The following is a 26,348-nucleotide window of genomic DNA, read 5'->3' as shown; positions in this document are numbered from 1 at the left end:
ATCGTTGCTGTGAGTGTACTTCTGGTAGGGGCGACCGTTTCAGCCGGAGTTAACAAAAAGACGAAGATTCAGAAGGTGGCTGAATGGTGAAATGCGGAGGGGGCTAATCCGTGGGTATTGACGTCGGGTTGGATTCGTTTGCGGTCGATAGCAACGGTACAGTAATCGAGAATCCCCGGTTCTATGAGCACTCGCTTGACCGAAGAAGTTACAGCAAAGCATTGCCTGGAAGAAACGGTTCTCATAGAACTGGAAAAAGGCAAAATACAGGCTGGAGAAGGTTTATGAGCACATCACGAACCAGAAGAACGATTTCCTGCACAAACTTTCTCGTCAGTACGTTGACACCTATGCAACGATCTGTGTCGAAGATTTGAATATCAAGTATCTCAAGGAGAACGGCAAATCTTGCGGACTCCGCAGGAGTATCCACAGTGCATCGTGGGGGCGGTTATGTTCTTACCTCTCGTACAAGGCTGAAAGTGCTGGTATGAACTTCATTCAGGTCGATCCCCGAGATGCAACGCAGATCTGCGCAAACTGTGGACGCATCGTGAAAAAGGCTCTTTCAGAAAGAGTCCACGAATGCCCATTCTGCGGGTTTATTGCCGATAGAGATTCCAATGCTGCGGTGAATATTCACCGCGTGGGGATGGAACAGCCCTTTGAGCCTGTGGAGACGATGCCGCTACATCACATCTCAGTGATGCAAGTATTGTCCACGAAGCAGGAAGCCACGCCCGAGAGGCGCGTGGTAGTTCACGAAGTATATCCGAGACCCAGAGAGTGATGTGACAAGACCATGCGGATGGAGGGGTATCGCTATCGGCTCTACCCGATAAAATCGCAGGTCTCTCAGATGGAGCAGAAGCTGGGGTATGTCGATAATTCCAATCTGGAAAAAGGAGCATCCCGGCCTCTCTACAGTTTACTCTCAGGTCTTACAGGAGGTCTCAAAACGTGTGGATCTCGCGTTCAAAGCCTTCTTCCAAGGGGTGAAGGCTGGGTGGGATGATCCCGGGTATCCCCGGTCTGGTTTTCACATAAATGATGCCGGCGCGCACCTCGACGCATCAAATATTGGAAACATCCCGATCGACCTCCACCGCCCGATCGAAAGTAACATCAAGACTCTCACGGTCCGGCGGTCTTCAACCGGGAAGGGGTATGCCTGCTTCTCGGTCGAGTACGAACCCTCTCCGGCACGAGAGAAAGATACCACGCTAGGGGTCGATCCAGGTATTGAATCCTTTGCTACTTTATCGAACGGAGAGAAGATCGAGAACCTCTGGTCCTTCCGCACCGATAAGAAGGCTCTTTCGAAGGCGCAGAGGAGACCCTCGAAGACAGAGAAAGGAACTCCTGATGGGAAAAAACCCAGAAAGGTTGTTGCAAGAATCCACGAACGGATCGCGAACCGTTGGCTCGATCCAGTCTGCAGGGTCTTCGAGTTCTTCGGCCGCTGTCCCGGGAATGGAGCGGCCGCAAAAGACCGCCGTGAGGTTCTCGAGGCTGAGGCGGGCCAGGCATAGCCGTCCAGGAACCCATGGAACTCTTCACGGGCGATGTCGCCCGGGGTGGATGATGATCGTCGCCGTGCCGAAGGTATCTGCGGCCTCGAACGTCCGGTTCATGACCTTCTTCGATATGCGCCCGGAGCGCAGGGATTCACCCCGTGGCCGTGCGGGGCGCGTGGATGATAGAAGGGATGACAACCACGGCAACAGTCGTGAGGTCCCCCGCGGAACGTCTCTCCCGGTATGACCGCTAACCTGAATATGATCGATCTCTCTGCGGCGTGGAGGGGCTGCAAACCCAGGTCCGGTCTCCGTCGTCCTGGGGGTGGTCCCACGCGATAGGGCGCGATCTTTACGCTCCGGCCAGATCTTCCCGGAGCCTGGCAAAGACCCGCACCTGCGCGACATAGACCGTCGGGTCGCGCTTGTACTCGAGCACTGTCGGGATCTCGGGGTGGCGCTCGAGCCTGGAAATGACCGCTGCAAGGTCAAGCCCGCCCTCCGGGTGGTCGAGTTCAAGGTGCTCGTCCGTGATCGAACCCCTTCTCACGTTCGAGAGGTGGTGGAGGGTCACATTGAGGTCTTCAAATCGGGCTAACTCCTCTGTGAAAGAGATCTGGCGGTAGTTTGTGGTGCAGGCAAGGTGGGGGAAGTCCAGACAGAACCGGCTGATCCTGCCAGCCGCAAGAGCGGCAAGTTCTCCTGCGGTGTTCCCAAGGAGGGGGTAGCCGGCGTGGACGGCGGGGAGGTTCTCAAGGGTAAGGCGAGGGTCGTTGTGGTGGTCGAGGAACGCGGCAAACGTCTCTTCGGCGGCGGCGCGATCTCCGGGTTCGTAGCGGCCGGCGTGGAGGACGACCGTCTCCGCACCCAGGGTGTCGGTGGCCTCGAGCGTCTGATTCATGGCCTCCTCTATATGGGCCTCGATCTCTGCGAGCGGACGGTTGCTCCGGAGGGTGGGGGCACAGGGGTTGACGCCGTGGCTGTGGTGGGGTGCGTGGATGACGGCCGGTATGCCGGTTGCGGCGATCCGGTCGAGGTGCTCACGAAACGACCGCCACGGGAGAGGGACGACCTGAACCTGGATGCAGTCGATTGCCCCATCCTCGTAAAGAGCAGTGAGCAGGAGAAGCGCCACTTCGTCGTTGAGCCGCAGGGTGCAGCCCGGTTTGTAAGGCAACGATGTATCCCTCCGTCTATCTCTTTGTGACGGGAGTATCATCAAGGATGCGTGTGAGAGAGGGGGTGCCTTGTCTCTATAAGGTGGCTGTTGTAACCTGTAAAGACCATCTTCAGGATAGAAAGAGTAGCCCGGAGCAGATTCGAACTGCTGTCGTGAGATCCAGAGTCTCACATGATTGACCGCTACACTACCGGGCTGTTTGGCCTTCAGATGTTGTTTTTGAATCTTAATTAAGGTGACGGCAGGGGTTTCATGCCCCACCTGAGCGGGGGCATCTTCCGCAGGCGCGGCAGACCGGGGCGATGGGTCTGATCTCGGTCCCGGATCTGCAGAACGGTTCGATGTCGTTTACGTCCCGCAGGTAGTATATGTGGGGGACGAGAGCGATGTGGGTGTAGCGCCCGCAGGGAAGACCTAACCGGTCGGCGATCGCCTTCTGCAGGTGGACTAGCGCGTACATGTTCGCGCCGGCGGCGGAGAGGATGTCGTTGCTCCTGAAGACGACCTTCATCTGGAGTTTGCCGTCCCGGATGAGGCACTGTACAATCTGGAGGCAGGGACAGTCGTCCAGGTTCTCATCGATGACCGGGTTCCAGGTGACCGCGATAGCCCGCCGGGAGTTCTCTGCGGCGGTGAGTTTACGGACGATGTAGTCGATCTGGTCGATGTGGAGATCCTCGCCGTTCACAGTCAGCCCTTCGCCCCAGTCAAAGAGTCGCCGGTGGTAGTCGTACTCAAACTGCGCCTCGGCGCCGTGGAGGAGGTTCTCTGCGTAGAAGTCCAGGAAACGTTGCTGGAACCGGGAGGCGGAACTTGCCATCGGCGGCCTCTCCGGCGACTCCACCTCGAGTGCAAGTTCCTCGCACTCGACCGTGGCCTCGCCGTTCTCGGTCTCCAGCACCCATCCTTTCTCGAGGACTGTCCTGACCGCCAGTTCGTGTGCGCGTGCGAGAGTTGGGGCGCGAATGATCCGCATGTAGAGTTGTTTGGTGGCAGTGGTAGAAAAGACCAGCCACAACGAGGGCGGCGGCAATTAACTGTGGGGGGCCAGGTCTGAACGATGATGGGCCACGACTGTTTCAGGGTCTGATTGCAGGTGGACTGCATGCACCCCGGGAGAATAATGGGGTGAGAAGAATTTCTCATCCTCGTGGAGTGATTCGCCGGTAAGGGGCCGGATGAGGATAACCTTCGGGTCGTCCCGGCTATCCACGGCACGGCATTCAGGGACTGTCATCACGCACTGTCCCCGGGGGAGGTAAGAGACTGGTATGATCGCCAGCTGACCGACGCGTTCCCCGCGAGACCCGATCTCCTGGATGCAAGGAGGCAGGGTGGAAGATGGCCCCTCAAACCATCTGCCCACGGCGCGCTGCTACATTGTTCCTCCTTCATCCAATGCCACAATCGTTGGCGGTTGCAGCGTCGTCTGCGAGCGGGTTGGAGGGGGCGGGTTGCGCAGTCGTGCGCGCCTCTCGTCTCACAGCACGGGATTCTTATTCCAGCATCGCCATACACCGCGATTAGCAGGGCATGAGGCGTAAATTGGGTGTATATAGGTATTTCCCGGCAGTGTGATGGACATCCCCAGGACCGGATCCCCGGCCGACCACAAAGGATATAATAAGTGTTTCACAAATACTGTGACATATTCCGTAATTCGGAGTATAGAGCGTGGTGAACCCGTATTCGACGTCTGTCGAATGCCCTGCGTTCACATTCCCTCATGTCATCACAAAAAGGAGGTATAGTATGAAGAGTATGACAAAACTGATGGTAGTCACCATGCTTCTCGTGGCTGCGCTGGTAGTAGCACCAGTTGCAGCAGCACGGACGGTTGCAACAAGTGGCGATACCGTCTATGTAGGCGAGGAAAATATCGCCTTTACATTTGAACCTGCTGTCACCCAGATAGTACACTACAGTGACCCCACTGCGGGAGCGATTGACAAGACCATCCTGGCATCTGGTGGCGTCATTCCTGAACTGACCAGCACTGCCGTTGGTACGGTGACTGGACCATACTACGTGTTCAACGCCAGTGGGGACCCGACAAACCGGGCCACCGCATCTGGATACGTTAACGTACAGTACCCGAGCGTAGTTCTCGATGTTGTGCTGAACACTTCCCAGAAGGACTCCGTGGCCGGCAAATCCGTCACCAGGGACAATAATCTGGACTTCAAGTTGACTGACAACATCGTCATCCCGACCGCCACGGTAAAGATCGAGGTCACCCTGCCAGGTGGGGGTACGACAACCCAGTTCGGCGGACAGAACCTGGCCAGCATTAACCTTACCGGTGCGACAAGGTACATCGGTGCCGTCAACCTTTCGAGCGCCGATGCAGGGACGTACACAGCCATTGCAAAGTGGCCCAGTGCGTCTGACTTCTATGGCAAGGGCTTTGACTCCAACACGGTGACCTTCGAGGTCTCGACAAAGAAGCTTGCTATCACGTCCAACAAGGACAGCGTTGTCCGTGGCAACAGTTTCTCTGTGACGATCACCGGTGAGTCGAAAAAGACATACAGCCTGTTCGTCAAGGATGTCAGCGCGCTTGCTGAGAACGAGTATCCGTTCATCGTAGAGGGTCAGAACGGTGTTACCCCTGGTGCCGCTAACCCGCACCGGAACGTAACTGTTGAGACCACCGCCGGCGGCACGCGCACCGTCCAGTTCAACACCAACTCGACCACCGATGACCGGCAGTTCACAATCCGCGTCGAGGAAGCTGGTACCACCAACTACGATGAAGTCAAGGTGAAAGTTGAGGAGGGCGCAGTCACCATTACGGCAGCCGGCACCGGCACCTACTACATCGGTGAGGAGATCACCCTTGAGGGTACCTGCACCGAAAGCGACTATGTCTACCTCTTCCTGACCGGCCCGAACCTGCCCGGCAACGGTGTTGCACTGACCGGAACCATGGCAGCCGTTGTGAACGACAACGCAAACACATTCACCGAAGAGGTTGTTGAGGCTGATGACACCTGGTCGTACAAGTGGAACACCGCTGACATCCAGAGGTCGCTTGACGCTGGTGGATACACGATCTACGCTGTCTCGGCACCTAAAGACAAGAGCCACCTCTCCGAAGCCCAGTATGACACGATCTCAATCCAGCTCCGGAGCGGCTTCATCTCCGCGACCTCAAGTGGTGCAGTCGTAGCCAAGGGTGACGACCTGAAACTCACCGGTATCGCACAGGGCGACCCCGACAGCGTCCATGTCTGGATCTTCGGCAAGAACCTGCAGCTGACTGGTGAGTCCGCAACCGTTGAGGATGACGGCTCATTCGAGTACGAACTCAAGGGAGCAGTGACCAAGGATCTCTCCGCAGGTCAGTACTTCGTTGTCATCCAGCACCCGATGATGAACGGTAGATTTGATATCTATCCGGGCATCGCAGGCTGGATCAATGGCACGCCCGGTTCCGGCTTCGAAGCCGTGCGTATCGCAGGGCTCCAGGCCTCCGATGCGGCGAACGCGCTGATCAAGGCGCTTGACTCCCCGAACATTGACGACACCTACGTGAAGCTCACTTTCGTTGTCGAGGAGGCGCAGATCTTCATCAACCCGATCGGTGACGTACCTGCGGGCAGCACGTTCACGATCAGCGGCACCACCAACCTCGCTGTCGGCGACACCCTGAACGTTGAGGTCACCTCTGCTGCATTCACACCGACCAGCAAGGGCGAGGCCTCTGGATTCGCGAGCGTTGCCAGGACGACCGAGGTCAAGGCTGGCGACGGCGTGAACACCTGGTCTGTCGAGATCGACGGATCGGCCTTCAAGCCCGACCAGTACATAGTCAAGGTTGAGTGCATCGAGACCGACACAACCGCAACCGCGAACTTCAACGTGGTTGAGGCAGTCCCGACCACCCAGCCCCCGGTCTCCCCGACCGCGACTGTGACAACAACCACGACCGCGACCACAACCACCACGGCAACCCCAACTGAGTCCCCCGGGTTTGGAGCACTCCTTGCCCTCGCCGGACTTGGTGCAGTTGCCTACCTGGTTCTCCGTCGGGACTAAACCCTGACAAACCCAAAACCTAATTTTTTTGTTTTCCTCTGCGTTTTTTGAACGGTTTTTCGGTACTGGGCGATCTCGTAGGCCCCGAGAGTCTCTGGAGGTGCCTGTCGCACTATCTGAGACTTCTTTGGGAGCAGAGACAGAAGAGGAGGCCTACCTGTTCCTCACGATCACGCCATCCCGTCTGGAAGACGCAGACTTTAACAGAGCCACAATCACCTTCCGCGTTCCCGGTCAGGTATCTCCCCGGCGATGGATATTGAGACGATCGACGCCACACTCTGATACGGTTGTCAACGGCCAGTGGATGCGCCTCAAGACAACCCACTTCAAAGAGGAGGAGGGCAGGGGCATGCTGCGAAGCGGCGACGTCAGGGCTCTCCATATCTGTGATAGTGTTCAAGAAGAGTGGTGCGACGGTTCTAAAAGACCTGCTCGGCCGCGAAGAAGTTGATGTGGTAACCGAGAAGGGGGTTGCACTGGTACATCAGGGATCGCGTCTGCCGGGGGACCGTGCCGCTGTGAGCGACGACCGCGGCTCTACCATCCAGGGTTCTCCCAACCCCGTCGTTCCCCGATCAGCCGCTCTTAAGTAGTACAAAACCTTAATCTCAACCAGGATGGGGTTACACGTATGAAACTTACCGTAAAACTGCTTGACATTGCAAGCCGTGGGGTTCTCCTAAACAGCACCGATGCACGAACACTGCGAGTCCGCGACGGTGACCGTGTCCAGATAGTCGATGGGGTGACCGGGAAGACCGCCCAGGCCCATGTCGACACCACCGACTCGCTCATCGAACCGGGGGTCATAGGACTCTACAAGCCGGTTAATGCCACCCTCGCCGTCGAAGACGGCACAACCGTGGAAGTCAGGAGCGCCGACCGTCCCCGCTCTCTTGCCCATATCAAGAAAAAGATGGACGGTGGGCGTTTTAACAAGGACGAGACGATGGAGGTCGTCAAGGATATAGTCGATGATACCCTCTCAGCCGGCGAGATCAGCGCTTATGTCACCGCCTCATACATCCACGGCCTGGACCTGGACGAGATAGAGTACCTGACGAGAGCCATGGTCGATACAGGGGAGCGCCTCCACTTCACCAGGCACCCCATCGTCGACAAACACTCCATTGGAGGTGTGCCCGGGAACAAGATCTCACTCCTGATCGTGCCGATCATCGCTGCAAGTGGCCTTCTGATCCCGAAGACCAGCTCCCGCGCCATCACCGGCGCCGGTGGGACGGCAGACCTCATGGAGGTTCTCGCGCCGGTCGCGTTCCCGGCGGTCGAGGTGCAGCGGATGACCGAGAAGGTCGGCGGCGTCATCGTCTGGGGCGGTGCCACGAACATCGCCCCCGCCGACGACAAGATCATCGCCCATGAATACCCTCTCCGGATCGACGCCCGGGGACAGATGATCGCAAGCGTCATGGCCAAGAAGACCGCCGTCGACGCCGACCTTGTGGTTATAGACATCCCTGTTGGCAGGAACACAAAGGTCGAGAACGTGCAGGATGGCAGGAAACTCGCCCGTGAGTTCATCGATATCGGTGAAAGGCTAGGAATGCGGGTAGAGTGTGCGTTAAGTTACGGGGAGTCGCCAGTTGGCCACACCATCGGCCCGAACCTGGAGGTGCGCGAGGCGCTCGCTGTCCTTGAGGGTGCAACCGAACCGAACTCCCTGATCCAGAAGAGCGTCTCCCTGGCCGGAATGGCGCTTGAAATGGCTGGGAAAGCCGCACCCGGACAGGGTGCCGCGGTCGCCGCAGACGTCCTCCGCAGTGGCAGGGCGCTTGATAAGATGCGACAGATCATAGAGATCCAGGGCGGGGACCCGAACGTGAAGGCTGAAGACCTCCAGCCAGGGGAGTACACGTTCGATGTGAGGGCACCCCAGGACGGCTATGTCATCGAGCTGAACAACAGCGCGCTTATCACTCTCGCAAGACTCGCTGGTTCGCCTTACGATCATGGCGCGGGGCTATACATCCATGCGAAGAAGGGGACACGGGTCAGGAAGGGAGACCCCATCTTTACCATCTACGCTGAACGGGAATGGCGGCTTTCACGCGCGATCGAGGTCGGCCGGGCGCTTATGCCAGTGGTTGTGGAGGGCATGGTGATTGAGCGTATCCCACAGGATCGCTGGGTGTGAACCGATGCTCTCAAGTTTTTTCACCGCCTTACACTCCATAATGAAGAAAAGTCATCTCATCATGATCCTCCTCCTCTCCTGTGCCCTCTTCTGCGGCACGGTGCAGGCGGTCACCCTGCGGATCAACGTTGCCGACGACAGCACCGGCGAGGCGATCGCCGACGCCTCCATCTACATCGATGGCAAATATATAGGAAAGACCGCATCTGACGGGACATACTCCTACGTCCATTCCAGTACAACTGACTTTTACCTGAAGGTCGTAAAGAAAGGTTACCGGGACTGGGTGGACTACGTCGACTACGACGTGACACGTGTATATGTCGATATGATCCGGGAGGACACGACCCTCTCCATCGAACTCTACGACGCGACCACCCTTGAACCGATCGTCGGTGCTGTGGTGCGGGTCGAGGGCGCAGACTACTCCGACTCTGAGGTCACCCGCAGCGGTGGAACCGCGAAGTTTACGGTGAAGGCCGGGGAGGTCTATAGCATCGAGGTCCGTGCGTCGGGCTACAACGACCTCTCAAAGACCGTGGAGATGGAGAGCAGCGACCGAACTGTCCAGTACCTGCTCTTCCCGAACGATATCCTGGGTATCCGGGTGATTGACGCCGGGACCTCAACCCCGATCCAGGGTGCGGAGGTGTACATAGACAACACACTTGCCGGGAAGACCGATGCTGACGGTGGGCTGCAACTCCACCTTGAGCGGGCGAAGCGGTATACTTTCAGGATTACAGCCACTGACTACCAGCCCTACCAGGAGACCATCTACCTGGACGAGGACGATGTCTTCCTGGGCGTGGAACTCTCGAAATCGGCCTACTCTGTCTCGATAGCGGTCTTTGACGAAGCAACAAAACCGATCGAGGGTGCCGAGGTCTACCTCAACGGGACGCTGAAGGGAAAGACCAGCCAGTATGGCAGGTTCACGCTCTCCGATCTCCCTGCGGGAACATACGAGATCATGGTGCGTGCGTCGGGCTACGCCGACTGGAGCGAGACGCGCCGGATCTCCGGGGAAGGAGAGGAGATCGTGGTTGAGCTCGGTTACGACCGGGCGGATGTGACCTTCAACGTGAAGGATGCTGACCGGAACGCGCTGGCCGGGGTGACGATCGTAATCGATGACCAGGTCGCCGGGGTGACCGACAGTCAGGGTAGCCTCACGAGATCGCTTGTCACAAACAGGGTGTATAACGTCACCGCTGTTCATGATGGCTACCGGAACATCTCGGTCGAGGTTGATATCCCGGCCGGCACAACCGTATTCTCGGTTCCGCTTGTCATGGAGCGGGAGCTCAATATCTGGATTCCCCTGGTCGGTATCGGGATCGTTCTCATCCTGCTCATCGCGGCTGTAGTGGTTCTCCGGAGGAGGCGCTCCAGCCAGCGTAAGGGCAGATCACGCGGCGGCCGCGACAGCCTGTAGGCCTTCCGATCATCATATTTTTGAGTGGAGTGGGAGGTGGCTATACCCCGTGGGGGTGACACGGGGTGGCCCCCTCCACTGGTATCCCCTGGCCACGGTTTTGCGAGATCATCGCTGAGGTTTGAGCACCGGGGGTCATTGGGGTGGATAGTGTCTGTTTTTCACCAAGTTATCTGGTATGCTGAAAGAACCTTCACTCAATTGACAACATTTATCCCTGGATAGTGAAACAGGAGAATGTACAGTGTGACGCATGATCAGGTGGACGTATGCGTGCCTTGTGATCGGGCTGGTCTTACTGGCGGCGCCGGTCGCGGGGCAGATTCCGGATACAGTTGCCGTCAGCACGGATACGCAGTGGCTGACGGCTGGGAGCGGTGAGACCGCTACCATCACGGTACAGGTGACAAATGGCACTCCGGCTACCGGGGTGGGTGGCATCAGGGTTGATTTGTCGGTTGGCGGCACGGATGGGAGTATCGCACCCGCACACTTGGTGACGGGCACTGATGGGAAGGCAACGGCAGAGTTCAGGCCCGGGCCTAAGAGCGGCACGGCGACCATCACGGCGACGGTTTTGTATGAGGGGCTGGATGAGCCCCCGACCGCGAGCGTCGAGCAGTTTATCGACCACGCGACGCCCTACAGGCTTGCCGGCCTCTGGTACGATCCTGAGGTGCTGGTTGGCGAGACGACGGATATCGTTGTCCGGATGGAGGATCGCTACGGGAACCCGGTGGATGACCGGCGGGTTGCCGAGACCGTGACTTTAATGGTGGGCTCGCCTGCTGGCGGAGCGTTTTTTGAAGGGAGCGATGGTGATAAGGTCACGGTGCCGGTGGACGTGACCGGGAATGCAACCGCGAGACTTAATGTCGATACCGTGGCCGGGGAGAATATCGTCTACATCAAGCCACCAGCATCGGTTGGATCGGGCAGGTACATCACCATCACCGCTCTCGGGAACGACCCGGCCAGGATCGATCTTGTGGTCGACCCTGTAAGTGCCTCGGTCCCGGCGGATGGGGATAAGGTGATCCGGCTAACCTACACCCTGCGTGACGCCTACGGTAACAGCGCTCCAGGGCAGGGACTCTGGGTTAACGCAACGATACAGCGGGCGAATGGACCTGATGAGCAGAGCGTTCTCCTCTACTCCAATCGTTACGGTCAGGTGATGGTCACTTACGGCCCTGAAAACTCCATGGGCACGGCGACCATAACGGCAACCGCAGCCGCGAACCCGGGCGTGAGCGTAACGCAGGTGGTGGAGTTCACCAGCACCGACCCTGTGGACATGGTCCTCTCCGCAAGCCCGCAATCGATGCCGAGCCGCGATGTAGATCCCGATTCGGTAGCGCAACTCCGGGCCAAGGTGATGGACGTCAAGGGGAACCCGGTCGGGGGGGAGACGGTGAGGTTTGAGATCGATACAGGTTCGATCAATTACGAAGGGGTCGATCTGGCCGACAATCCCTATCTGGGAGAGACACCAGGACAGAACATAAACACCGCCGTGACCGACGAGAACGGGTATGCCACCGTCAATTTCCACCCGGGAAAGTTCAAAGAACCTGATGATGGGAAACGGATCGCTGCGAGGGGGAATGTAACCGTCAGCGCCACGTGGGAGAATGTAACCCTGGGACATCAGGCCACCAGAAGCCTCGTCCTGACATGGATGAACTACCCCTACCTCTCGGTTGAGACCGAGGTCTCCCCGGCGACTATTGGGATGAACGATACGGTCGATGTCAAGATAAGGCTGAAGGGCGATGGGTATGAGTTGCAGCCGGATCCGATCGATGTTGTGCTATGCACCGACCGGTCGGGGAGTATGCTCAAAGACTACCCCGACCGCATGGTCAAGGCAATGGAGGCCTCCGAAATCTTTAATGCACAGATGAACTACCCCCGCGATCATCTGGGTCTCGTCTCTTTTGGCAAGAATGGACAGACTGACCTCTTGAAATACGGCAATCATGAGTGGCTGGGTAGAGACGACAGAACTTATGATGACTCCGATTATTGTTCTACCCATTACCCCGCTAATGGCAAGACTTATGCTGGTTACGCCACCGTTGACCTCTCGATGAGTGATAACGCCACGTTGATCAACACGACCATCAAACAAATGGTCCCCGACTGGGGAACTCCTATGCGATTTGGTATCTACAAAGCGATCAACGAGTTGATTGACAACGGCCGTGACAACACCGTAAAAGCTATCATTGTCCTTTCTGACGGGGACTACAACCACTATGGCGATCCGCTCGCGAGGGGTGTTGCAGAAAAAAACAAGGACCCATCAACGTTCAAGGACCTTACAACAGAGTACCTGCCTTTTGACGGTCTCGGAAGCGGGCTCATGAGTAATCAGAACATGTCCGTCTATGCGATGAATAATAATATCCGTATTTATTCCATCGCGTTTGCAAATGACATCAGTGAGGGAGGCAAAAATACCCTCAAGGTTCTGGCAGAATCTACAGGTGGTAAATATTATCATGCACCAACGGGCAACGACCTCGCCCAGATTTACACCGAAATCGCCGGCGAACTCAAGACCGAGGCCGGCGTCAACACCACGATGACCGTCTTCAATAATGTTGAGGTGAACGAAACGCCCGTAGACGCATTCAAAGTGTTTGACTACAGGTACCAGAATGGGGTCTCCACATACATCCTTAACACGAGCGGAAACGGCACCACCCTTTATAAAGGTACCGTCGACCAGACCGGCAATTGGAACACAAATCACAACCTCCACTTCGACATCGGTACCATCCACCTCAACCAGGTCTGGGAGGCGAATATCCGGCTTGCAGTGAATTCTTCATACAAGGGGGGCGAATACAATAACATCAACATCTTCGGCCCTGGCGCAAGCCTCTCGTTTAACAACGGTGAAGAGACGCTCGCTCTCCCGGATACTTTCCTCACGGTCCTCCCTGACCTGAACAACACCGGTATAACGTCCGCCTGGCTCGCGGTGGATCTTGAGGAGCCAGAACTCCCGCCCGGGCAGGACTCGTTCACCGACACCGTCCCGCTGACCTGGACGATCACCTACAACGGCACCAGTGACATCCATGAGACCCTTGCCTACTCAAAGGATAAAGGTCTATCCTGGACGGTCTTCTGGACGAAGACGGTGGACAGTTCGACTACAGAGGGCAAAGCCCTCCTGGACGCAAGCAACCTGCCTGACGGTGATTACTGGGTCCGGCTCACCGCCTCGGCGGACGACGCCCCCGACGCGGTGGATACAACAACATTGGCTATTCCTGTCGGAAGCAGATCGCGTGCCTACATAAAGATCGAATAGCCCCCAATCTTTTTTCCCAACATAGGGGGTGACACCCCCCGGTGGATCTGCATTTCAACGTCTCCCAACCTGGAAGGGCAGGTGTTTAGTATAACGATGCCGCCTCGAAACCTCTCCGCTACCCACTTGATTGGGTCGCCCTTCAGCGAAGAGGCGTATTGTGGCCATCAAACCAGTTCACCGATGCCCACGAACCACTCTCGGTGAACGTCTCTTTCATCGAGCATTCCCACCGTCCGGCCGCTACCGCGGTGATTGCCCGTGGAGGAAAACCTGGATCCTATGGAGGGTTCAGAGATGGCCGCAGATAAGATCCTTCCCGGAGATTGAACCGGGGTCGTCCCCGTCCCCCCTCTTTACAACGTCTCCAGGAGTACGGCCTTTCGCCGACACCCCACATCCAGATATGCAGCAACGTCCATCCGTCCCTGGATAAACCCTACAAAATACTCCGGCAAAAACAGCGGACCCAGCGGGAGTTGAACCCGCGTCCTTGGGTTCGAAGCCCAAAAGGATGTCCCCTACCCCATGGGTCCCCCTCATCGATTTCTATCATAAGATATTAAGCATTTTTATAGCATTGTTCTATACAATGATCCTCTCGTCCAGCGAAATCGTTCGCCGACTCCATGACGGCGATCTCGTCATCGAACCATACCACAGTGCATCACAGCAACCTGCATCCTACGACCTCCGCGCTGCCGAAACTATCGTCTTCCCGCGCGGTGTATGCACCCTGGTAGCCTCGATCGAGCGCGTGGAACTCCCGACAGACCTGGCGGGGACACTCCGCTGCCGCTCCTCGTTCGCCCGCCGCGGCCTCCTCCTTGGCGGTGGATTCATCGACCCCGGGTTTCGCGGCCACCTGACGCTCTGCCTGACAAACACCGGGAGAGAAGAGATCCACCTCCAGGAAGGTGACCGGATCGTCCAGATGATCCTCCATGAAGTCCTGAACGCCGACCAGACCTATGCCGGCCGCTACCAGGACAGCGTTGGCGTGGTGCATACCCGATGACCCCCTCCATACGCTCCGAACGAAAGTACCTCGAGATCCTGAGGATCCTGGCTGAGTCACACGAACCCCTGGGCGCAAAGAGACTGAGCGAGAAGATGGCCGAACGCGGTTTTGTCCTGAGCGACCGCGCCGTCCAGTACTACCTCCAGTACCTCGACGAGATGGGGTTTACAGCGAAGGTCGGGAACCGGGGCCGCCTCCTCACCGAGGCCGGGATCGCCGAGAGCAAGCTGGCGCTTGTCGAAGAGCAGATCGGGTTCATCATATCAAAACTCGAGCGACTCGCATTTCGCAGCACCTTTGACCCGACGACCGGCAAAGGGACGGTTGCCTACAACCTCTCTCTCGTCCGTGAGGATGACCTCCCCGGCGTCACAGCAGCCTTCGACGAGGTAGCGTCGGCGGGTTACGGGTTTTTAAACACCTACCGGGTCGTCGACACCGACCCCCGCATACCCGAGGGTCATCTCGGGATCATGACCGCGTGCAGCGTCACCCTGGACGGCGTCATTCAGAAGATGGGCATCCCCACAAGACTCGAGTACGCTGGCAGGATCGCCGTCGACGAGAACGGTTCCGCCAGTTTTCTCGACCTCATCGGCTACCGCGGAACGTCCGTCGACCCGCTCCACCTCTTCGTCTCCGCCGGTCTCACCTCGATCAACCGGCTCGTGACGACCGGAGCGGGTGTGGCGCTCGCAAACGTCCGTGCAGTCCCCGCAGCCGCAGGCTCCAGGGTTGAAGAGGTTGTCGGCCTGATGGAAGAGCTGGGGTTCGCATTCCCTGCCGGCAGAGGCATCGGCGAGTTCAACCTCCCCGAACACCCCTACAGGCTATTCGTCGTTGCGTTCACCGGGATGAACATGGTTGGAAACGCTGTCGAGAAAGGCTACACCGTCAAAACCGAGATCGGCGCCGGAACGACGCCTTTTGAAGACCTGATGTATGCTACAGGATCCAGGTGATCCCATCGTCCGACTCTTCGTCCGATTTTCTCTCTTCCCGGGCCTCTGGATCAAGCACCCGGAGTTTTCCCCGTCCCGGATCAACCTCTTTCGGCCTGGGCCCTTGCCCGGCAACTCCACGCGCCCGGTCCGGCAACCCGTCCTTTGGTGCAGGTACCCCTCCACGCATGCGCACCTCCGCTTCATCAAAGAGGTTGTCCCGCGGCCGCCGAGCACCCTGGCCTAACGTGACGCGTTCACCGCTGAAAACACCGTCCTTCGGCCGCTGCACCGGCTTAAAGGACGCCGAACCGCTCATACCTTCGTCTCTTGGCGCCGTCTTCTCAACATGAATGCCCTTCAGGTCAAAGGTGTTGTTCTTCGGTGCGGGCACCGATGAGGTGACTGAGGCCGACCCCGCCAGGTCGACCACCCGTCCACTTCCCCTGGGCGGCAGGACGAGTTCACCCTCCTCCTTCTTCTTCCCTGATTTTGGAAGCATATCAATGGTCTCGTCTTTTTGTCCCTTGCTGGCACCGCCCGGGATCTCGATCATCTCGTCTTTCTCCACCATAATCTCATCACCCACATCTTCAGCCGGATACATGATCTCGCAAGGAGAGGCAAAATCCAGGACTTCTTCCACATCAGAAACCTCTGATGCCCTGGCTACCTCTTCCTCGCACTCAAGCAGGTAGTCTTCCCTGATACCCCGGAGTTCTCCAACCCTCGGGATGTTTGAGAGCCCCGAGAGCACAACTATGATCCCCACATACGCAGTGTTCCGCACCGGATAGTCCCCGGAACGCATCTCGAGCCCGGCGATACTCCGGTCGATCCATTTGCGTACTATCTGGAACCCTTTCATCGATAGTTCTGCTGAAGGGCCTGCAATCAGCACCAGCGCCTTCTCGGCACTGGTCAGGTCGCAGGGGATCGAGATATCCTCATAGACCGCTCGCTTTGCAAGCGAGATTATCCTGGCTGTTCTCTCATGCGAGCCCTGGATCAGGTCTTTCAACGACCGCCTCCTGCGTAGCAGGTTCGTCAACCCCGTTGGCAGACGCTCCGTAGCATAACCGACCGCGACAAGCCCCCCGTCTTTCAGGGTGTTGAGGACCTCCCCCGCGTCCAGAACGACCTCGGCAACCTCAACCCCCGCCGCGTTAAACTCTCCAGCGCGCAGGAGAAGCCCGATCTGGCGGGCAATCCGTTCATTGAGCATGTTATAATGAGTTCTTGGGTCTGGTGTCGTGATAGGCTGATGCCGTCGGCCGGAACCGCCAGCGTTATCCTTCAAACCCGGCGTCTCACAGGCCAGTAACTTCCTCGACCAGGTCTCGTTATCAAAGAGGATTACACCGTCGACCAGTTCCTGGAGCATCTCAAGGTCATCAGCAGCTTTAGCCGAGACCCGCTTACCCTCGCTGAGACATGGAAGGATTGCAAGAGCGAAGATCGGTTCCACATAGGATACCCGGAGTTTCTCGATTATAAACGGCGCTATATCGGCGACGTTGCCCCCCAGACCGCAGCAGATTAGGATGGAGTCGATCTCGATCGAATCCATGCGCTGAAGGCGGGTCATCACCTCATCGATATCTATCACATCTGCTGCAACCGCGTGATCGGTTATGTTGACCTTTGGAAAAAAGATCCGGGCATTGTTCGGGAGGTAGCGAAGTTGCAGGAGGGAGTTTGGGTCGATATCGATAGCCACCGCATTCATACAATGGACTCCACTCCGCCGGTCGTGGTCATAGAGGTTATCCACCACCCTCGACCCGGCGCCGCCAAGCCCGATTGCCAGAACGCGCATACTGATTATACCCCTTATCTGGTAACTTCTTTGCACGGCCTGGAGAAACTCTGCCTTGAAAGAAGTATGAAACTCATCGAGAACTATTGATGATTATATGGGCAGACGAAGATATATATTTCCCTGCGACGTTCAGCGCCTTCCGTAGGAATCGCTGATGAGCCTTAACCGTTCCGGTTTACCACTCTTCGACCTGGTGGCCCGCGGAAAAGAGAGCGAAACCAGCAAATTGCCGTTAAAACTCATCACCAGTCCCAATTTTGCGCTGTGCAGGTGGCAGGTGCAGTTCGGGTGAGCACAAAATGATAATTTATATAACTCCCGGCACGTAACTACTCAATGAGGTGAATAGCCTTGACTACATATGGAATTGAATTTGTGCCCGGAGCAATCAACGTAAAGCAGGTGGTGAAGTACACCAAGCTTGCAGAGTCGAAGGATATAGACTACGCCTGGATCACCAACCACTACAACAACCGTCACGCATACCCGACCCTTGCCATGATCGCGGCAAACACCGACACGATCAAGATGGGCCCGGGAATCATGAACACCTTCACCGACACGCCGGCAGCGATCGCGTCTTTCGCGGCCACGTTAAACGAGATCTCCGATGGACGCGCAGTCCTGGGTATCGGGCCCGGCGACCTCTCGACCCTCCCGAAGCTCGCCATACAGCCTGTCAAGCCCGTCGTCCGCCTGCGCGAAGGCGTCGAGCAGATCCGGAAACTCCTGGCCGGCGAAGAGGTCAAGAAGACCGGCAAGATGGAGTTCTTCGACTACGATGGCGCCAAGCTGACCGGTGTAACCCTGCCAGGCAAGAAGGGTATCCCGATCTACATCGGTGCCCAGGGGCCCAAGATGCTCGAACTCGCCGGTGAGATCGGTGACGGTGCCCTGATCAACGCGTCCAACCCGAAGGACTTCGAGGTCGCCATCCCGATCATCAAGAAAGCGATGGAGAAGGTCGGCAAGAAGAGTTTCGACGTCGGCGCCTATACCGCCATGTCCATCGACATGGACGAGAAGAAAGCCCGGAACGCCGCAAAGATCGTCGCTGCGTTCATCGCCGCCGGATCCCCGCCCGAACTCCTCAAGCGCCACAACCTCAACTTGGACAACGTCGCCAAGATCAAGGAGGCGCTCGGTCGCTTCGACTTCAAGACGGTCGGTAGCCTTGTCGGTGATGCTGAGATCGATGCCTTCACCATCGCCGGAACGCCTGACATGGTCAAGCAGAAGTGCGAGGACCTTGCAAAGGCTGGAGTCACCCAGATCATCTTCGGCTCGCCACTCGGCCCCGACATGACCACCTCCATCCGCCTCCTGGGCAAGTACATTGTCTGAGGCGGGAAAAACACAACTCCCCCCTTTTTATAGATACCACTGCCACTCCGTCATATCTCTATCCACCTCATCCGCCGTTCTGACAGGTTTATACACCTGAGACGCCAACGGGGGTACTGAGGGGCATGTTCACCACAGATGAGATCCGGACTGAACGCGGCACCCTGCAATACCGCAGGGAGACCCTCACCGGGCTCATGTGCCGGATCAGCCCCGCCAGGATGGAGCGGCATATCGACGCCGCTCCCGTCATGCCAACCTCAGATGAGGGCTGCCCGTTCTGCCCCGGCACACTGGAGACCTCAACCCCGACGTTTGAGGACGGCAGTCGAATCCGGCGCGGGAAAAGCGTCACGTTTCCGAACCTCTACCCTTTCGCCGCTCGCCACGTGGTCACGGTGATCACACCCGAACACGCACCTGACCGATTTGATAGGAAAAACCTCACCGATGCTATATCTGGCACGGTTGAGGCGCTCATCAGATTTCCTGGATACGCAAGCATCAACTGGAATTACCTCCCCTCGGCCGGTGCGAGCATATTCCACCCCCATCTGCAGGGGATCGCCGATGAGAAACCCACCCATCTTGCAGGACTCTACCTAACCGCCGGAGATCGTTACCTTGCCGACCACCATCGCTCCTACTGGGACGACCTTGTGGAACACGAACGCACTTCGGAACGGTTTCTCTTCGAGAACGAGATCTTCTGGTCGGCAAACCCCGTTCCTCTCGGCGAGAGGGAGGTCCGGGGTGTCCTCCCGGTATCGACGCTTGAGGAGTTCGAACCCTGCATCGAACCGCTGGCAGACGGCATCCTCAGGGTCATCGACTTCTACCGGGGTCTTGGTACCCACGCGTTCAATGTCGCAATCTACTTTGACTCAGCCAGAAACTCGGGGCGGGGTCATCGGACTTTTTGCTCCGTAATCGCCCGTTTAAACCCGAACGACCTCTCCATGTGCGACTCGGCGTTCATGGAGAGGCTGCACCTGGAACCGGTCATCCTGACACTTCCTGAAGACCTTGGCGCACTCTTCAGGGGTAAGGATCCTCTGGAGACCACCCTGGACCGGTGACAATCCAGGTACCGTTAGATCCGCTCGCCCTCCTATATTCACCTGACTGGTGCTGTTTCTGGAGGGTATCAGCCCCATCTTCTTCTTGAGATGAACGCATCCAGAGCCGCGCGTTTCCCATTTCAGGTGCTTTTTTTATCTAGCGGGGGTGAAGGGGGCGGCTCTGCTTTCATCCCCACCCCGAAGGGTGGGGTCTTCCCGCTCCGCCCCCTTCACCCCCGCAAGTTAAAGATCGGGGTTATCCCGCTTGACATGGCCCTCTCTAAAGCCCCTCCACTAATTGTACCGGCATCTGCTGCAGGTCATCGTGGAGGACAACCTGATCCGTGTCGTAGACTTAAGCAAAGTGTCCGGCACATTCCATGGTTTTCGGATCTTTTCCAGACTCTCTGGCGCCATTCTCAAAGTTTGGCAGGAGTTCTTCCTTGACGTAGCGGGGATTGTTTGCAAAACTGATGAGGTGGTCGCCGCGGCGACCTGCCGGTTTTGCCGCGCGCGGTCCGATCGCGCTGACGTACACAGGAACCCTATCCACTGGCCGTGTCAACAAGAGACTGCCATCTCGTTTGGTGGTTCGCCGGAACCCTCACACAGACCCGCTCCCATCGGTTGGTTTCGTCAATCCAGGATCATGACGACTCCAAGTGCGATGACCAGCATGGTGAAGAATCGTCCGTAGAACCTTTCCATGGCGGGTGTTTTTATCCTGCTCAGGTATCGCGGTCCAAGATACGCCCCTGTAGCCGCTCCGGCCGCAAGGAAGAGGGTCAGCCCCCAGTGAACCTGTCCGATTGCGAGGTGGCCGCTCAGACCTGCAACGGCGTTGAAGAGGAGGACGAATATGGAAGTTCCAACCACCTTTATAGCAGGCAGCCCCATGAGATACAATCCGGCGATGACCGGCGGCGTTCCACTCACCCCGAATAGCCCTGCCATGGCGCCTGAAACGATGCCAAAGATCGTGCCCTCGGCCGCCCTGGCCGCTGTGAGGGGATATGAGACAGCAGGTCTCCCGTCTGTGCCGGCACCCGCTCTCTTCCTGGCGCTGAAAAGCATTGGAATGCTCAGCACGATCATGAAGATGCCGAAGAGTTTCCCCATGAGTGGCGGAGGGATCATGCCCGATGCAAAGGCACCGAAGAACGCACCTATGATTCCGCCAGTACCAAAGATCAAACCAAGGGAGACGTCCAGGTTGCCCTGGCGGTAATGTCCGACAGAACCAAGAATGGTGGTGGGGATGATCGAGGCAAGGGAGGTGGCGACGGCATACTGCGTCGGCACCTGAAAGATGAGTGTCAGAAGAGGCACGTAGAAGAAACCGCCACCACCGCCGAAGATACTCACCAGCAGACCTATGATAAACCCGATCAGGACCAGCGGCAGGATCCACCAGATTGTGAACTCAACAACCATCCTCGCAGGCGCACCTCCTCCTTCACCGCAGAACTGTTAGTTTATACGGCCCGGCCATAGCAATTCTCCTGAGATCTTCTCTTCTCAATACGATTAGGATTTTGGTGGGTTGGCCCACCTTTTCTGAGGCCATCAAATCAACGATTCTAAACTGTAAACGCGCCCCCTTTTGCGGTAGTATGCCCGTAGACCGTGAGACCGGTCCGCCGATGCAATCGAGTCACTCGTACCGAACGTCTCTCGTCGAACAGTCTCAAATCCCGCCCCCCTCAAAGGGGCAGGCGGTGGGTGGCAATTGCCGTTGTATGGACGGATTCTGTCTGAAAACTGACAGAGACGCCGTTTCTGGCAGGATGTCGATGAAAAATCACCCATTTTGGGCATGGGAGGGGCTGACGGGGATGGGGGACTTAAAGTCCTCCTCCCTATCTCTGCCTGTAACTGGTTTATCCCTCGTTCTCCATCACCCCTGCCCTCCTTACAGTCGGTCTGCGGGTCTGCGGCGATACGCATACCCTGCAACCTCTCCAGGCAGAGGGTCATCAAACCAGCGTAAAGCCAGAAGATATTGATTTTATACCCTCTCCTGCGCCGAAGTAAACCTGCCGATTAAGTCCAGGTATCGGGGGGCCATCGGTGGGTAGGTAAGAGTGTCTCCTCTCTGACCGCTCCTATCCAGGAGGGCGGCATTAGACAACGAAGCAGCAGGGCCCTTGAAGACCGAACTTCGCCTGTGCCCGTTCGTGTGGACGCCATTTGATATTGGTTTTTGGTAGTCTCCTGGATCAAGAATATGTATTATTACAGACCACTACCGTTCAATCTGATAAATGAGGTGAAAAATGGTTTCAAAAAAGTATCCGCACCTTCTTTCGCCCATCGTGATTCGAAATGTGGAGATCCGCAACCGCATCGTGATGCTACCACATGAACCTGCCTTTGGTGGGGAGGACCATATGCCCACACGCAAACAGGTCTTCTATTACCGCGAGCGTGCCATGGGCGGCGTTGGCCTTGTTGTTGTACCGAGCATGGGTGTGCATCCATCTGGCAGTTATGCCCATATGGTTCATGCTTTCGATAAAAGGTGCATTCCAGGCCTGAAAGAGATCACCGATGCTGTTCATGGGTTCGGGGCCCGGGTCTTTGGTCAGCTTACCCATTACGGCAACCAGTCACGAAGCATTGAGACCCACCGCCCATTATGGGCACCATCAGCACAGCCTGACATGACCATTGGTGAGACCCCCTGGCCGATGACGGTCTCACAGATCCATGAGATCGTGGCAGGGTTTGGTGTTTCTGCAGCCAATTTAATAGATGCAGGGTTTGACGGCGTTGAGATCAAGGTGGCACACGACGGCGTGCTTCGCCAGTTCCTCTCACCCCATTCCAACCACCGGAGCGACGAATATGGTGGTTCGGCCAAAAATCGGGCACGTATAGTTCTTGAGGTACTGCAGACCATACGTGAGGCAATAGGGGACAGACCACTGGGGATACGTCTTGACCTCAATGAGTATCTTCCAGATGGTCTTGGGATTGACGATGCCATCGAGTTTGCCAGGATGTTTGCCGGGATCGCCGATTACATATCCAGTGATTCAGGCACATGGGAGACAATTTCGATGATGATCCCGCCCTCCCCGATTGAACATGGCTTTTTGCTGCCGGATGTAGCGCGCCTGAAAGCTGCTATTTCTGTCCCGGTGATCGGTCATGGGCGGATTGTCCGTCCGGATGAGGGTGAGGCTGCTCTGGCAGATGGTTCCTGTGATATGATCGGCATGGCGCGCCAGTTGATAGCCGATCCTTTCTGGGTAGAAAAAGTTCAGAACGGTGAGGAAGAAGGTATCATGACCTGTATTGGTTGTAATTTCTGTCTCAGTCGCCTTCTGGCCGATAAGCCCATCATGTGCGTTGTGAACCCGGCCACCGGTTTTGAGGAGATCTACGGTCATGAAAAACAGGCCCGGCCAGCCCGGCGGCCCGGGAAGGTGGTGGTCGTTGGTGGTGGACCTGCCGGAATGAGAGCCGCTGAGGTTGCCTCCAGACAGGGTCATAGGGTTGTGCTCTTTGAGAAGGAGGATGAGGTTGGCGGGCGGATAAAGTGGGAGAGTCGTCTACCGGACAGGTCAGAGTTTGAAGGTATTACACGATATGAGGAGTATGCCCTCCGGGCTCTCAAAGTGGAGCTGCGCAGAGGGGTGGCAGCAGATGCCGAAACGGTGCTCGCGGAGAGACCTGAATGGGTTATCATCGCCACCGGTTCGCAGATGGTATCTGGCGGGGTAAACGGCAGTGATGCGAGATCCGGATCCTTCACAACGCAGGATGCTCTTGACGGACGGGTGAAGGGTAATCACGTGCTGGTGCTGGATTACGGGGGAACCATCGAAGGGGCAGGAGTTGTCGAACTGCTCGCAGCGCAGGGCAAACGCGTGACCTGGGTGACACCAGGTTTTACCATGGCGATGAACGTCGATCCGAGCATCTCGTTACCCCTTTTCCAGCGTCTGGGAAAACTTCAGGTTCGAACCGAGCCCATGCAGGTTGTCACCAGTTATGAAGGCAAGAGAGTCACATTGTTCAACCCATACTACGGAACCACCTCCACGGTGGAAAGCGTGGATGCGATTGTGGTCGCTGGCAGCATGGCGCCCCGGCAGGAACTTTATTATGAACTCCTGGGAAAGGTGCCACGCCTGGATATAATCGGCGATGCTGCAGCACCCAGGACAACTGGAGCAGCCCTCCTGGATGCCACCAGCTTGTTCCTGACTTAAACCTTTTACCCTGAAAACCAGGCACCCCGAGATCCAGATGAGGTAAAACGGTCTGCGGCGATACAGGTCTCCCGCAGTTCAGTCACCGGAAAGGTTCATCAGGCTGGCTGGCCCCGACTTCAAGGAACTGATCTGGTGGCCTCAAATACCTTTATCTCTTATCTCCAGAGAATCTTAACGGAACTGATGAAACTGACGATCCTTGCCAGCGGGAGCAAAGGTAACTGTGCCTACCTTCAGGGTGAGCGGGGCGCGCTGCTCATCGACGCCGGTCTCTCCGCCCGTGAGACGCTCCGGCGCCTTGATGCCGCCGGCGGGGACGCCTCGCTCATCGAGGGTATACTAGTCACGCACGAACACATCGACCACATCCGTGGTCTCGACCTCCTCTCAAGGAGGCTTGATGTTCCAGTCTATGCAACCGGCGGCACGTTGGAGACTTACCTGGAAAAGTCCTGCGGTGCACCCGCAGATCTCCGGCGGTGCCGTTCTGGCGAAAGGTTCACCCTCGGCGATTTCTCGATCGAGCCCTTCCCGACATCTCACGACGCCAGGGAACCCTGCGGATTCTGTATCGCTGAAGGGGATCTCCGTCTGGGGTGTTGCACCGATACAGGTACCATCACCACCACAATCTTTGATCGACTCGCCACCTGCGACGCTGTTCTGCTCGAGAGCAATCATTGCCCGGATATGCTTGAGAAAGGTCCGTACCCTGCTTACTTAAAGAACAGGATAAGATCGAAGAGAGGCCATCTCTCAAACCCTGACGCAGCCCGATGTCTACAGCGGCTTGCCGATCGTATCCAGATGGCGATGCTTGCCCATCTGAGCGAGATCAACAACACCCCCGATCGTGTGCTGCTCTCAGCGCTCGAGGGGCTCGGCCTCTACTCAGACCAGGTGGGAATTGCCGTGGCCCCCCAGAACCCCGGGACGGTGCATCCGGAGTCATGCGGGTTCAGGCTCTGAAGTCCGCTCAGGCCTTTCGCAGTGTGCAGATCATGCCGATCACAAAACCCTCCGCACTCTTGATGGGCTCGGCGGTGATACGAACCGCCTCTTTCGATCCGTCTTTTCTCACAAGCACCACACCTTCTGAGCAATCAGCGGATCTGCCGCCCTCCAGCACCTCATGGCTGAGGGTCTCTCCCGGATCACCGCCTGAAAAGAGCGACCAGATCGCTTTCCCGACCAGTTCGTCCCTGCTAAAGCCGGTGAGGTCTTCTGCCGTCAGGTCGGCGATGATGATCGTCCCCATCTCATCGGTGGTGATCCTCACGGTCTCGGGTTCATCCGCGCCGATAGTTCCCTTCTCAACCGATCGTTCCAGCCACCTTTCTGCAGCTCTGCGTTCGGTCACCTCGATGCAGTAGAGGAGGTGCTCGAGTTGCTCGTTCGCCTGCCTGAGTTCGGCAGTCCGCTCGGCAACTACCTCCTCCAGGTGCGCGCGGCAACTGTGCAGTTCCTCTTCGGCCCTCTTTCTCTCCGTTATGTCCCTGATTATGGCCATCAGGTGTGTGTCATAGAGCGGCACAACCCTGATTTCGTAGTAGCATGTCTCTCCCCGCGCCCTGCACTCAAACTCGATAGGTGTGGTGCAGGTGTTGGTTCTGAAAGCCTCCTGCATTGCACCCACGAAAGCCTTGCTTACTCCTGGAGGTAGCAGATCCTGTAGCCGTCGCCCCAGTTGAGCCCGGGTGATCATTGGCCTCTCCACCAGCCGACCGGCCTTTATGTCCAGGATCGTGCCGTCAGCGTTCAACCGGAGGAAGAGATCCGGGAAAGAATCGATCACAGTTGTCAGTTCAGACTGGGTCTGTTGAAGGCTCTCCTCGATCAGCGTCTGCTCGGTGACGTCCCTTACTGTCAGGAGCTCAAAGTCGTCATTGATGGGTGTTCGGCGAACCTCGATATCGCGCACCCTGCCGTCTTTCCGGACAATGGTAACAACCATAGAGTCGCAACCGCCGCTGAAGAGTTCCTGCCTGATTTCATACACCTTCTGGCGGTAGGCAGGGTTTGGGTAGGCGCACTCAAACCAGGTGCTGACATCTGGGAGATCCTCCCTTGAATACCCCGTGATCCTGGTAAAGGCCGGGTTTATGTAGCGGTACCTATTTTCCCGGTCAAGAATAACGAACCCGTCAGGGGCTTCGCGAAGGATCGAGAGACAGAGATCTCTTCCCGGGTCCGGTGATTCGCCGCCATCGCCTCCTGTGGTGGACGCTTTCACGGCATCTTTTGTTCCCCTCCCTCCAGTCATCGCAATCAGAT

The 26,348-nt window shown here is 57.2% G+C and carries 20 protein-coding genes and 2 tRNA genes; 14 read left to right on the top strand and 8 right to left on the bottom strand.

Annotated elements, in window-relative coordinates; all coding sequences use genetic code 11:
* The first annotated feature begins 271 nt into the window (after positions 1 to 271).
* From QMC91_RS07625 to QMC91_RS07615, 3 genes are all read left to right on the top strand, one after another.
* A complete protein-coding gene (locus tag QMC91_RS07625; RefSeq protein ID WP_366944390.1) occupies positions 272 to 790 on the top strand; it encodes a transposase in 519 nt (172 codons plus the stop codon).
* Between the two features lie 88 nt (positions 791 to 878).
* A complete protein-coding gene (locus tag QMC91_RS07620; protein WP_300237345.1) occupies positions 879 to 1,532 on the top strand; it encodes a transposase in 654 nt (217 codons plus the stop codon).
* A 49-nt stretch (positions 1,533 to 1,581) separates the two neighbouring features.
* Positions 1,582 to 1,764, top strand: a complete 183-nt coding sequence (locus tag QMC91_RS07615; RefSeq protein WP_300237343.1) for a hypothetical protein — start codon at positions 1,582 to 1,584, stop codon at positions 1,762 to 1,764.
* Between the two features lie 105 nt (positions 1,765 to 1,869).
* Here QMC91_RS07615 and QMC91_RS07610 read toward each other — a convergent pair whose 3' ends face one another.
* From QMC91_RS07610 to QMC91_RS07600, 3 genes are all read right to left on the bottom strand, one after another.
* Positions 1,870 to 2,694 carry a TIM barrel protein gene (locus QMC91_RS07610; protein ID WP_300237341.1) on the bottom strand — a complete coding sequence of 275 codons (825 nt, stop codon included), beginning with the start codon at positions 2,692 to 2,694 and terminating at the stop codon, positions 1,870 to 1,872.
* A 127-nt stretch (positions 2,695 to 2,821) separates the two neighbouring features.
* Positions 2,822 to 2,894 (bottom strand) — tRNA-Gln (locus QMC91_RS07605).
* A gap of 53 nt (positions 2,895 to 2,947) precedes the next feature.
* Positions 2,948 to 3,673 carry a thymidylate synthase gene (locus tag QMC91_RS07600; RefSeq protein ID WP_300237340.1) on the bottom strand — a complete coding sequence of 242 codons (726 nt, stop codon included), beginning with the start codon at positions 3,671 to 3,673 and terminating at the stop codon, positions 2,948 to 2,950.
* Between the two features lie 776 nt (positions 3,674 to 4,449).
* On the opposite strand from QMC91_RS07600, the gene QMC91_RS07595 reads away from it, so the two are divergent.
* The 5 genes from QMC91_RS07595 to QMC91_RS07575 all read left to right on the top strand — a co-directional run bounded on the left by QMC91_RS07595 (position 4,450) and on the right by QMC91_RS07575 (position 13,662).
* Entirely contained in the window at positions 4,450 to 6,738 is a 2,289-nt protein-coding gene (locus tag QMC91_RS07595) for an MEMAR_RS02690 family S-layer glycoprotein (protein ID WP_300237338.1), read from the top strand.
* A gap of 127 nt (positions 6,739 to 6,865) precedes the next feature.
* On the top strand, positions 6,866 to 7,192 hold the full coding sequence (locus tag QMC91_RS07590) for a hypothetical protein (RefSeq protein ID WP_300237336.1): 327 nt from the start codon (positions 6,866 to 6,868) through the stop codon (positions 7,190 to 7,192).
* A 180-nt stretch (positions 7,193 to 7,372) separates the two neighbouring features.
* A complete protein-coding gene (locus tag QMC91_RS07585; RefSeq protein ID WP_300237334.1) occupies positions 7,373 to 8,896 on the top strand; it encodes an AMP phosphorylase in 1,524 nt (507 codons plus the stop codon).
* A gap of 40 nt (positions 8,897 to 8,936) precedes the next feature.
* A complete protein-coding gene (locus QMC91_RS07580; protein ID WP_300237332.1) occupies positions 8,937 to 10,334 on the top strand; it encodes a carboxypeptidase regulatory-like domain-containing protein in 1,398 nt (465 codons plus the stop codon).
* Between the two features lie 253 nt (positions 10,335 to 10,587).
* Positions 10,588 to 13,662 (top strand): VWA domain-containing protein, encoded by a 3,075-nt coding sequence (locus tag QMC91_RS07575; RefSeq protein WP_300237330.1) that lies wholly within the window; start codon positions 10,588 to 10,590, stop codon positions 13,660 to 13,662.
* A gap of 464 nt (positions 13,663 to 14,126) precedes the next feature.
* Here QMC91_RS07575 and QMC91_RS07570 read toward each other — a convergent pair.
* Positions 14,127 to 14,198 (bottom strand) — tRNA-Arg (locus QMC91_RS07570).
* A 56-nt stretch (positions 14,199 to 14,254) separates the two neighbouring features.
* On the opposite strand from QMC91_RS07570, the gene QMC91_RS07565 reads away from it, so the two are divergent.
* Together QMC91_RS07565 and QMC91_RS07560 are read left to right on the top strand one after the other, a co-directional pair.
* Entirely contained in the window at positions 14,255 to 14,680 is a 426-nt protein-coding gene (locus QMC91_RS07565) for a dCTP deaminase (RefSeq protein WP_300237328.1), read from the top strand.
* Positions 14,677 to 15,645 carry an NrpR regulatory domain-containing protein gene (locus tag QMC91_RS07560; RefSeq protein WP_300237326.1) on the top strand — a complete coding sequence of 323 codons (969 nt, stop codon included), beginning with the start codon at positions 14,677 to 14,679 and terminating at the stop codon, positions 15,643 to 15,645. Before QMC91_RS07565 ends, QMC91_RS07560 begins: the two co-directional genes overlap by 4 nt.
* Here QMC91_RS07560 and QMC91_RS07555 read toward each other — a convergent pair.
* A complete protein-coding gene (locus QMC91_RS07555) occupies positions 15,629 to 17,443 on the bottom strand; it encodes a tubulin/FtsZ family protein (RefSeq protein ID WP_300237324.1) in 1,815 nt (604 codons plus the stop codon). The two genes, QMC91_RS07560 and QMC91_RS07555, sit on opposite strands and share 17 nt — an antisense overlap.
* Positions 17,444 to 17,797: 354 nt before the next feature.
* Between QMC91_RS07555 and QMC91_RS07550 the strand changes: the two genes are divergently transcribed.
* Positions 17,798 to 18,790, top strand: coding sequence for a 5,10-methylenetetrahydromethanopterin reductase (locus QMC91_RS07550; protein WP_300237322.1), 993 nt, complete (start codon positions 17,798 to 17,800; stop codon positions 18,788 to 18,790).
* A gap of 125 nt (positions 18,791 to 18,915) precedes the next feature.
* The gene (locus tag QMC91_RS07545; RefSeq protein WP_300237320.1) at positions 18,916 to 19,869 is read left to right on the top strand and encodes a galactose-1-phosphate uridylyltransferase; all 954 of its coding nucleotides are present in this window, start codon (positions 18,916 to 18,918) and stop codon (positions 19,867 to 19,869) included.
* Positions 19,870 to 20,206: 337 nt separating this feature from the next.
* Here the strand turns inward: QMC91_RS07545 and QMC91_RS07540 are convergent, their stop codons facing one another.
* Together QMC91_RS07540 and QMC91_RS07535 are read right to left on the bottom strand one after the other, a co-directional pair.
* Positions 20,207 to 20,419 carry an LLM class flavin-dependent oxidoreductase gene (locus tag QMC91_RS07540; protein ID WP_300237318.1) on the bottom strand — a complete coding sequence of 71 codons (213 nt, stop codon included), beginning with the start codon at positions 20,417 to 20,419 and terminating at the stop codon, positions 20,207 to 20,209.
* 68 nt (positions 20,420 to 20,487) lie between these two features.
* Positions 20,488 to 21,285, bottom strand: a complete 798-nt coding sequence (locus QMC91_RS07535; protein ID WP_300237316.1) for a sulfite exporter TauE/SafE family protein — start codon at positions 21,283 to 21,285, stop codon at positions 20,488 to 20,490.
* 842 nt (positions 21,286 to 22,127) lie between these two features.
* On the opposite strand from QMC91_RS07535, the gene QMC91_RS07530 reads away from it, so the two are divergent.
* Together QMC91_RS07530 and QMC91_RS07525 are read left to right on the top strand one after the other, a co-directional pair.
* On the top strand, positions 22,128 to 24,071 hold the full coding sequence (locus tag QMC91_RS07530) for an FAD-dependent oxidoreductase (RefSeq protein ID WP_300237314.1): 1,944 nt from the start codon (positions 22,128 to 22,130) through the stop codon (positions 24,069 to 24,071).
* A 186-nt stretch (positions 24,072 to 24,257) separates the two neighbouring features.
* Positions 24,258 to 25,043 carry an MBL fold metallo-hydrolase gene (locus QMC91_RS07525; RefSeq protein ID WP_300237312.1) on the top strand — a complete coding sequence of 262 codons (786 nt, stop codon included), beginning with the start codon at positions 24,258 to 24,260 and terminating at the stop codon, positions 25,041 to 25,043.
* Positions 25,044 to 25,050: 7 nt separating this feature from the next.
* Here QMC91_RS07525 and QMC91_RS07520 read toward each other — a convergent pair whose 3' ends face one another.
* Entirely contained in the window at positions 25,051 to 26,337 is a 1,287-nt protein-coding gene (locus QMC91_RS07520; RefSeq protein ID WP_300237310.1) for a PAS domain S-box protein, read from the bottom strand.
* Positions 26,338 to 26,348: the final 11 nt, after the last annotated feature.

Origin of the sequence: Methanoculleus sp. (assembly GCF_030019085.1) — an archaeon.
GTDB lineage: Archaea > Halobacteriota > Methanomicrobia > Methanomicrobiales > Methanoculleaceae > Methanoculleus.
The sequence above is the reverse complement of the archived record's forward strand: the minus strand, read 5'-3'. Positions and strand labels throughout refer to the sequence as shown.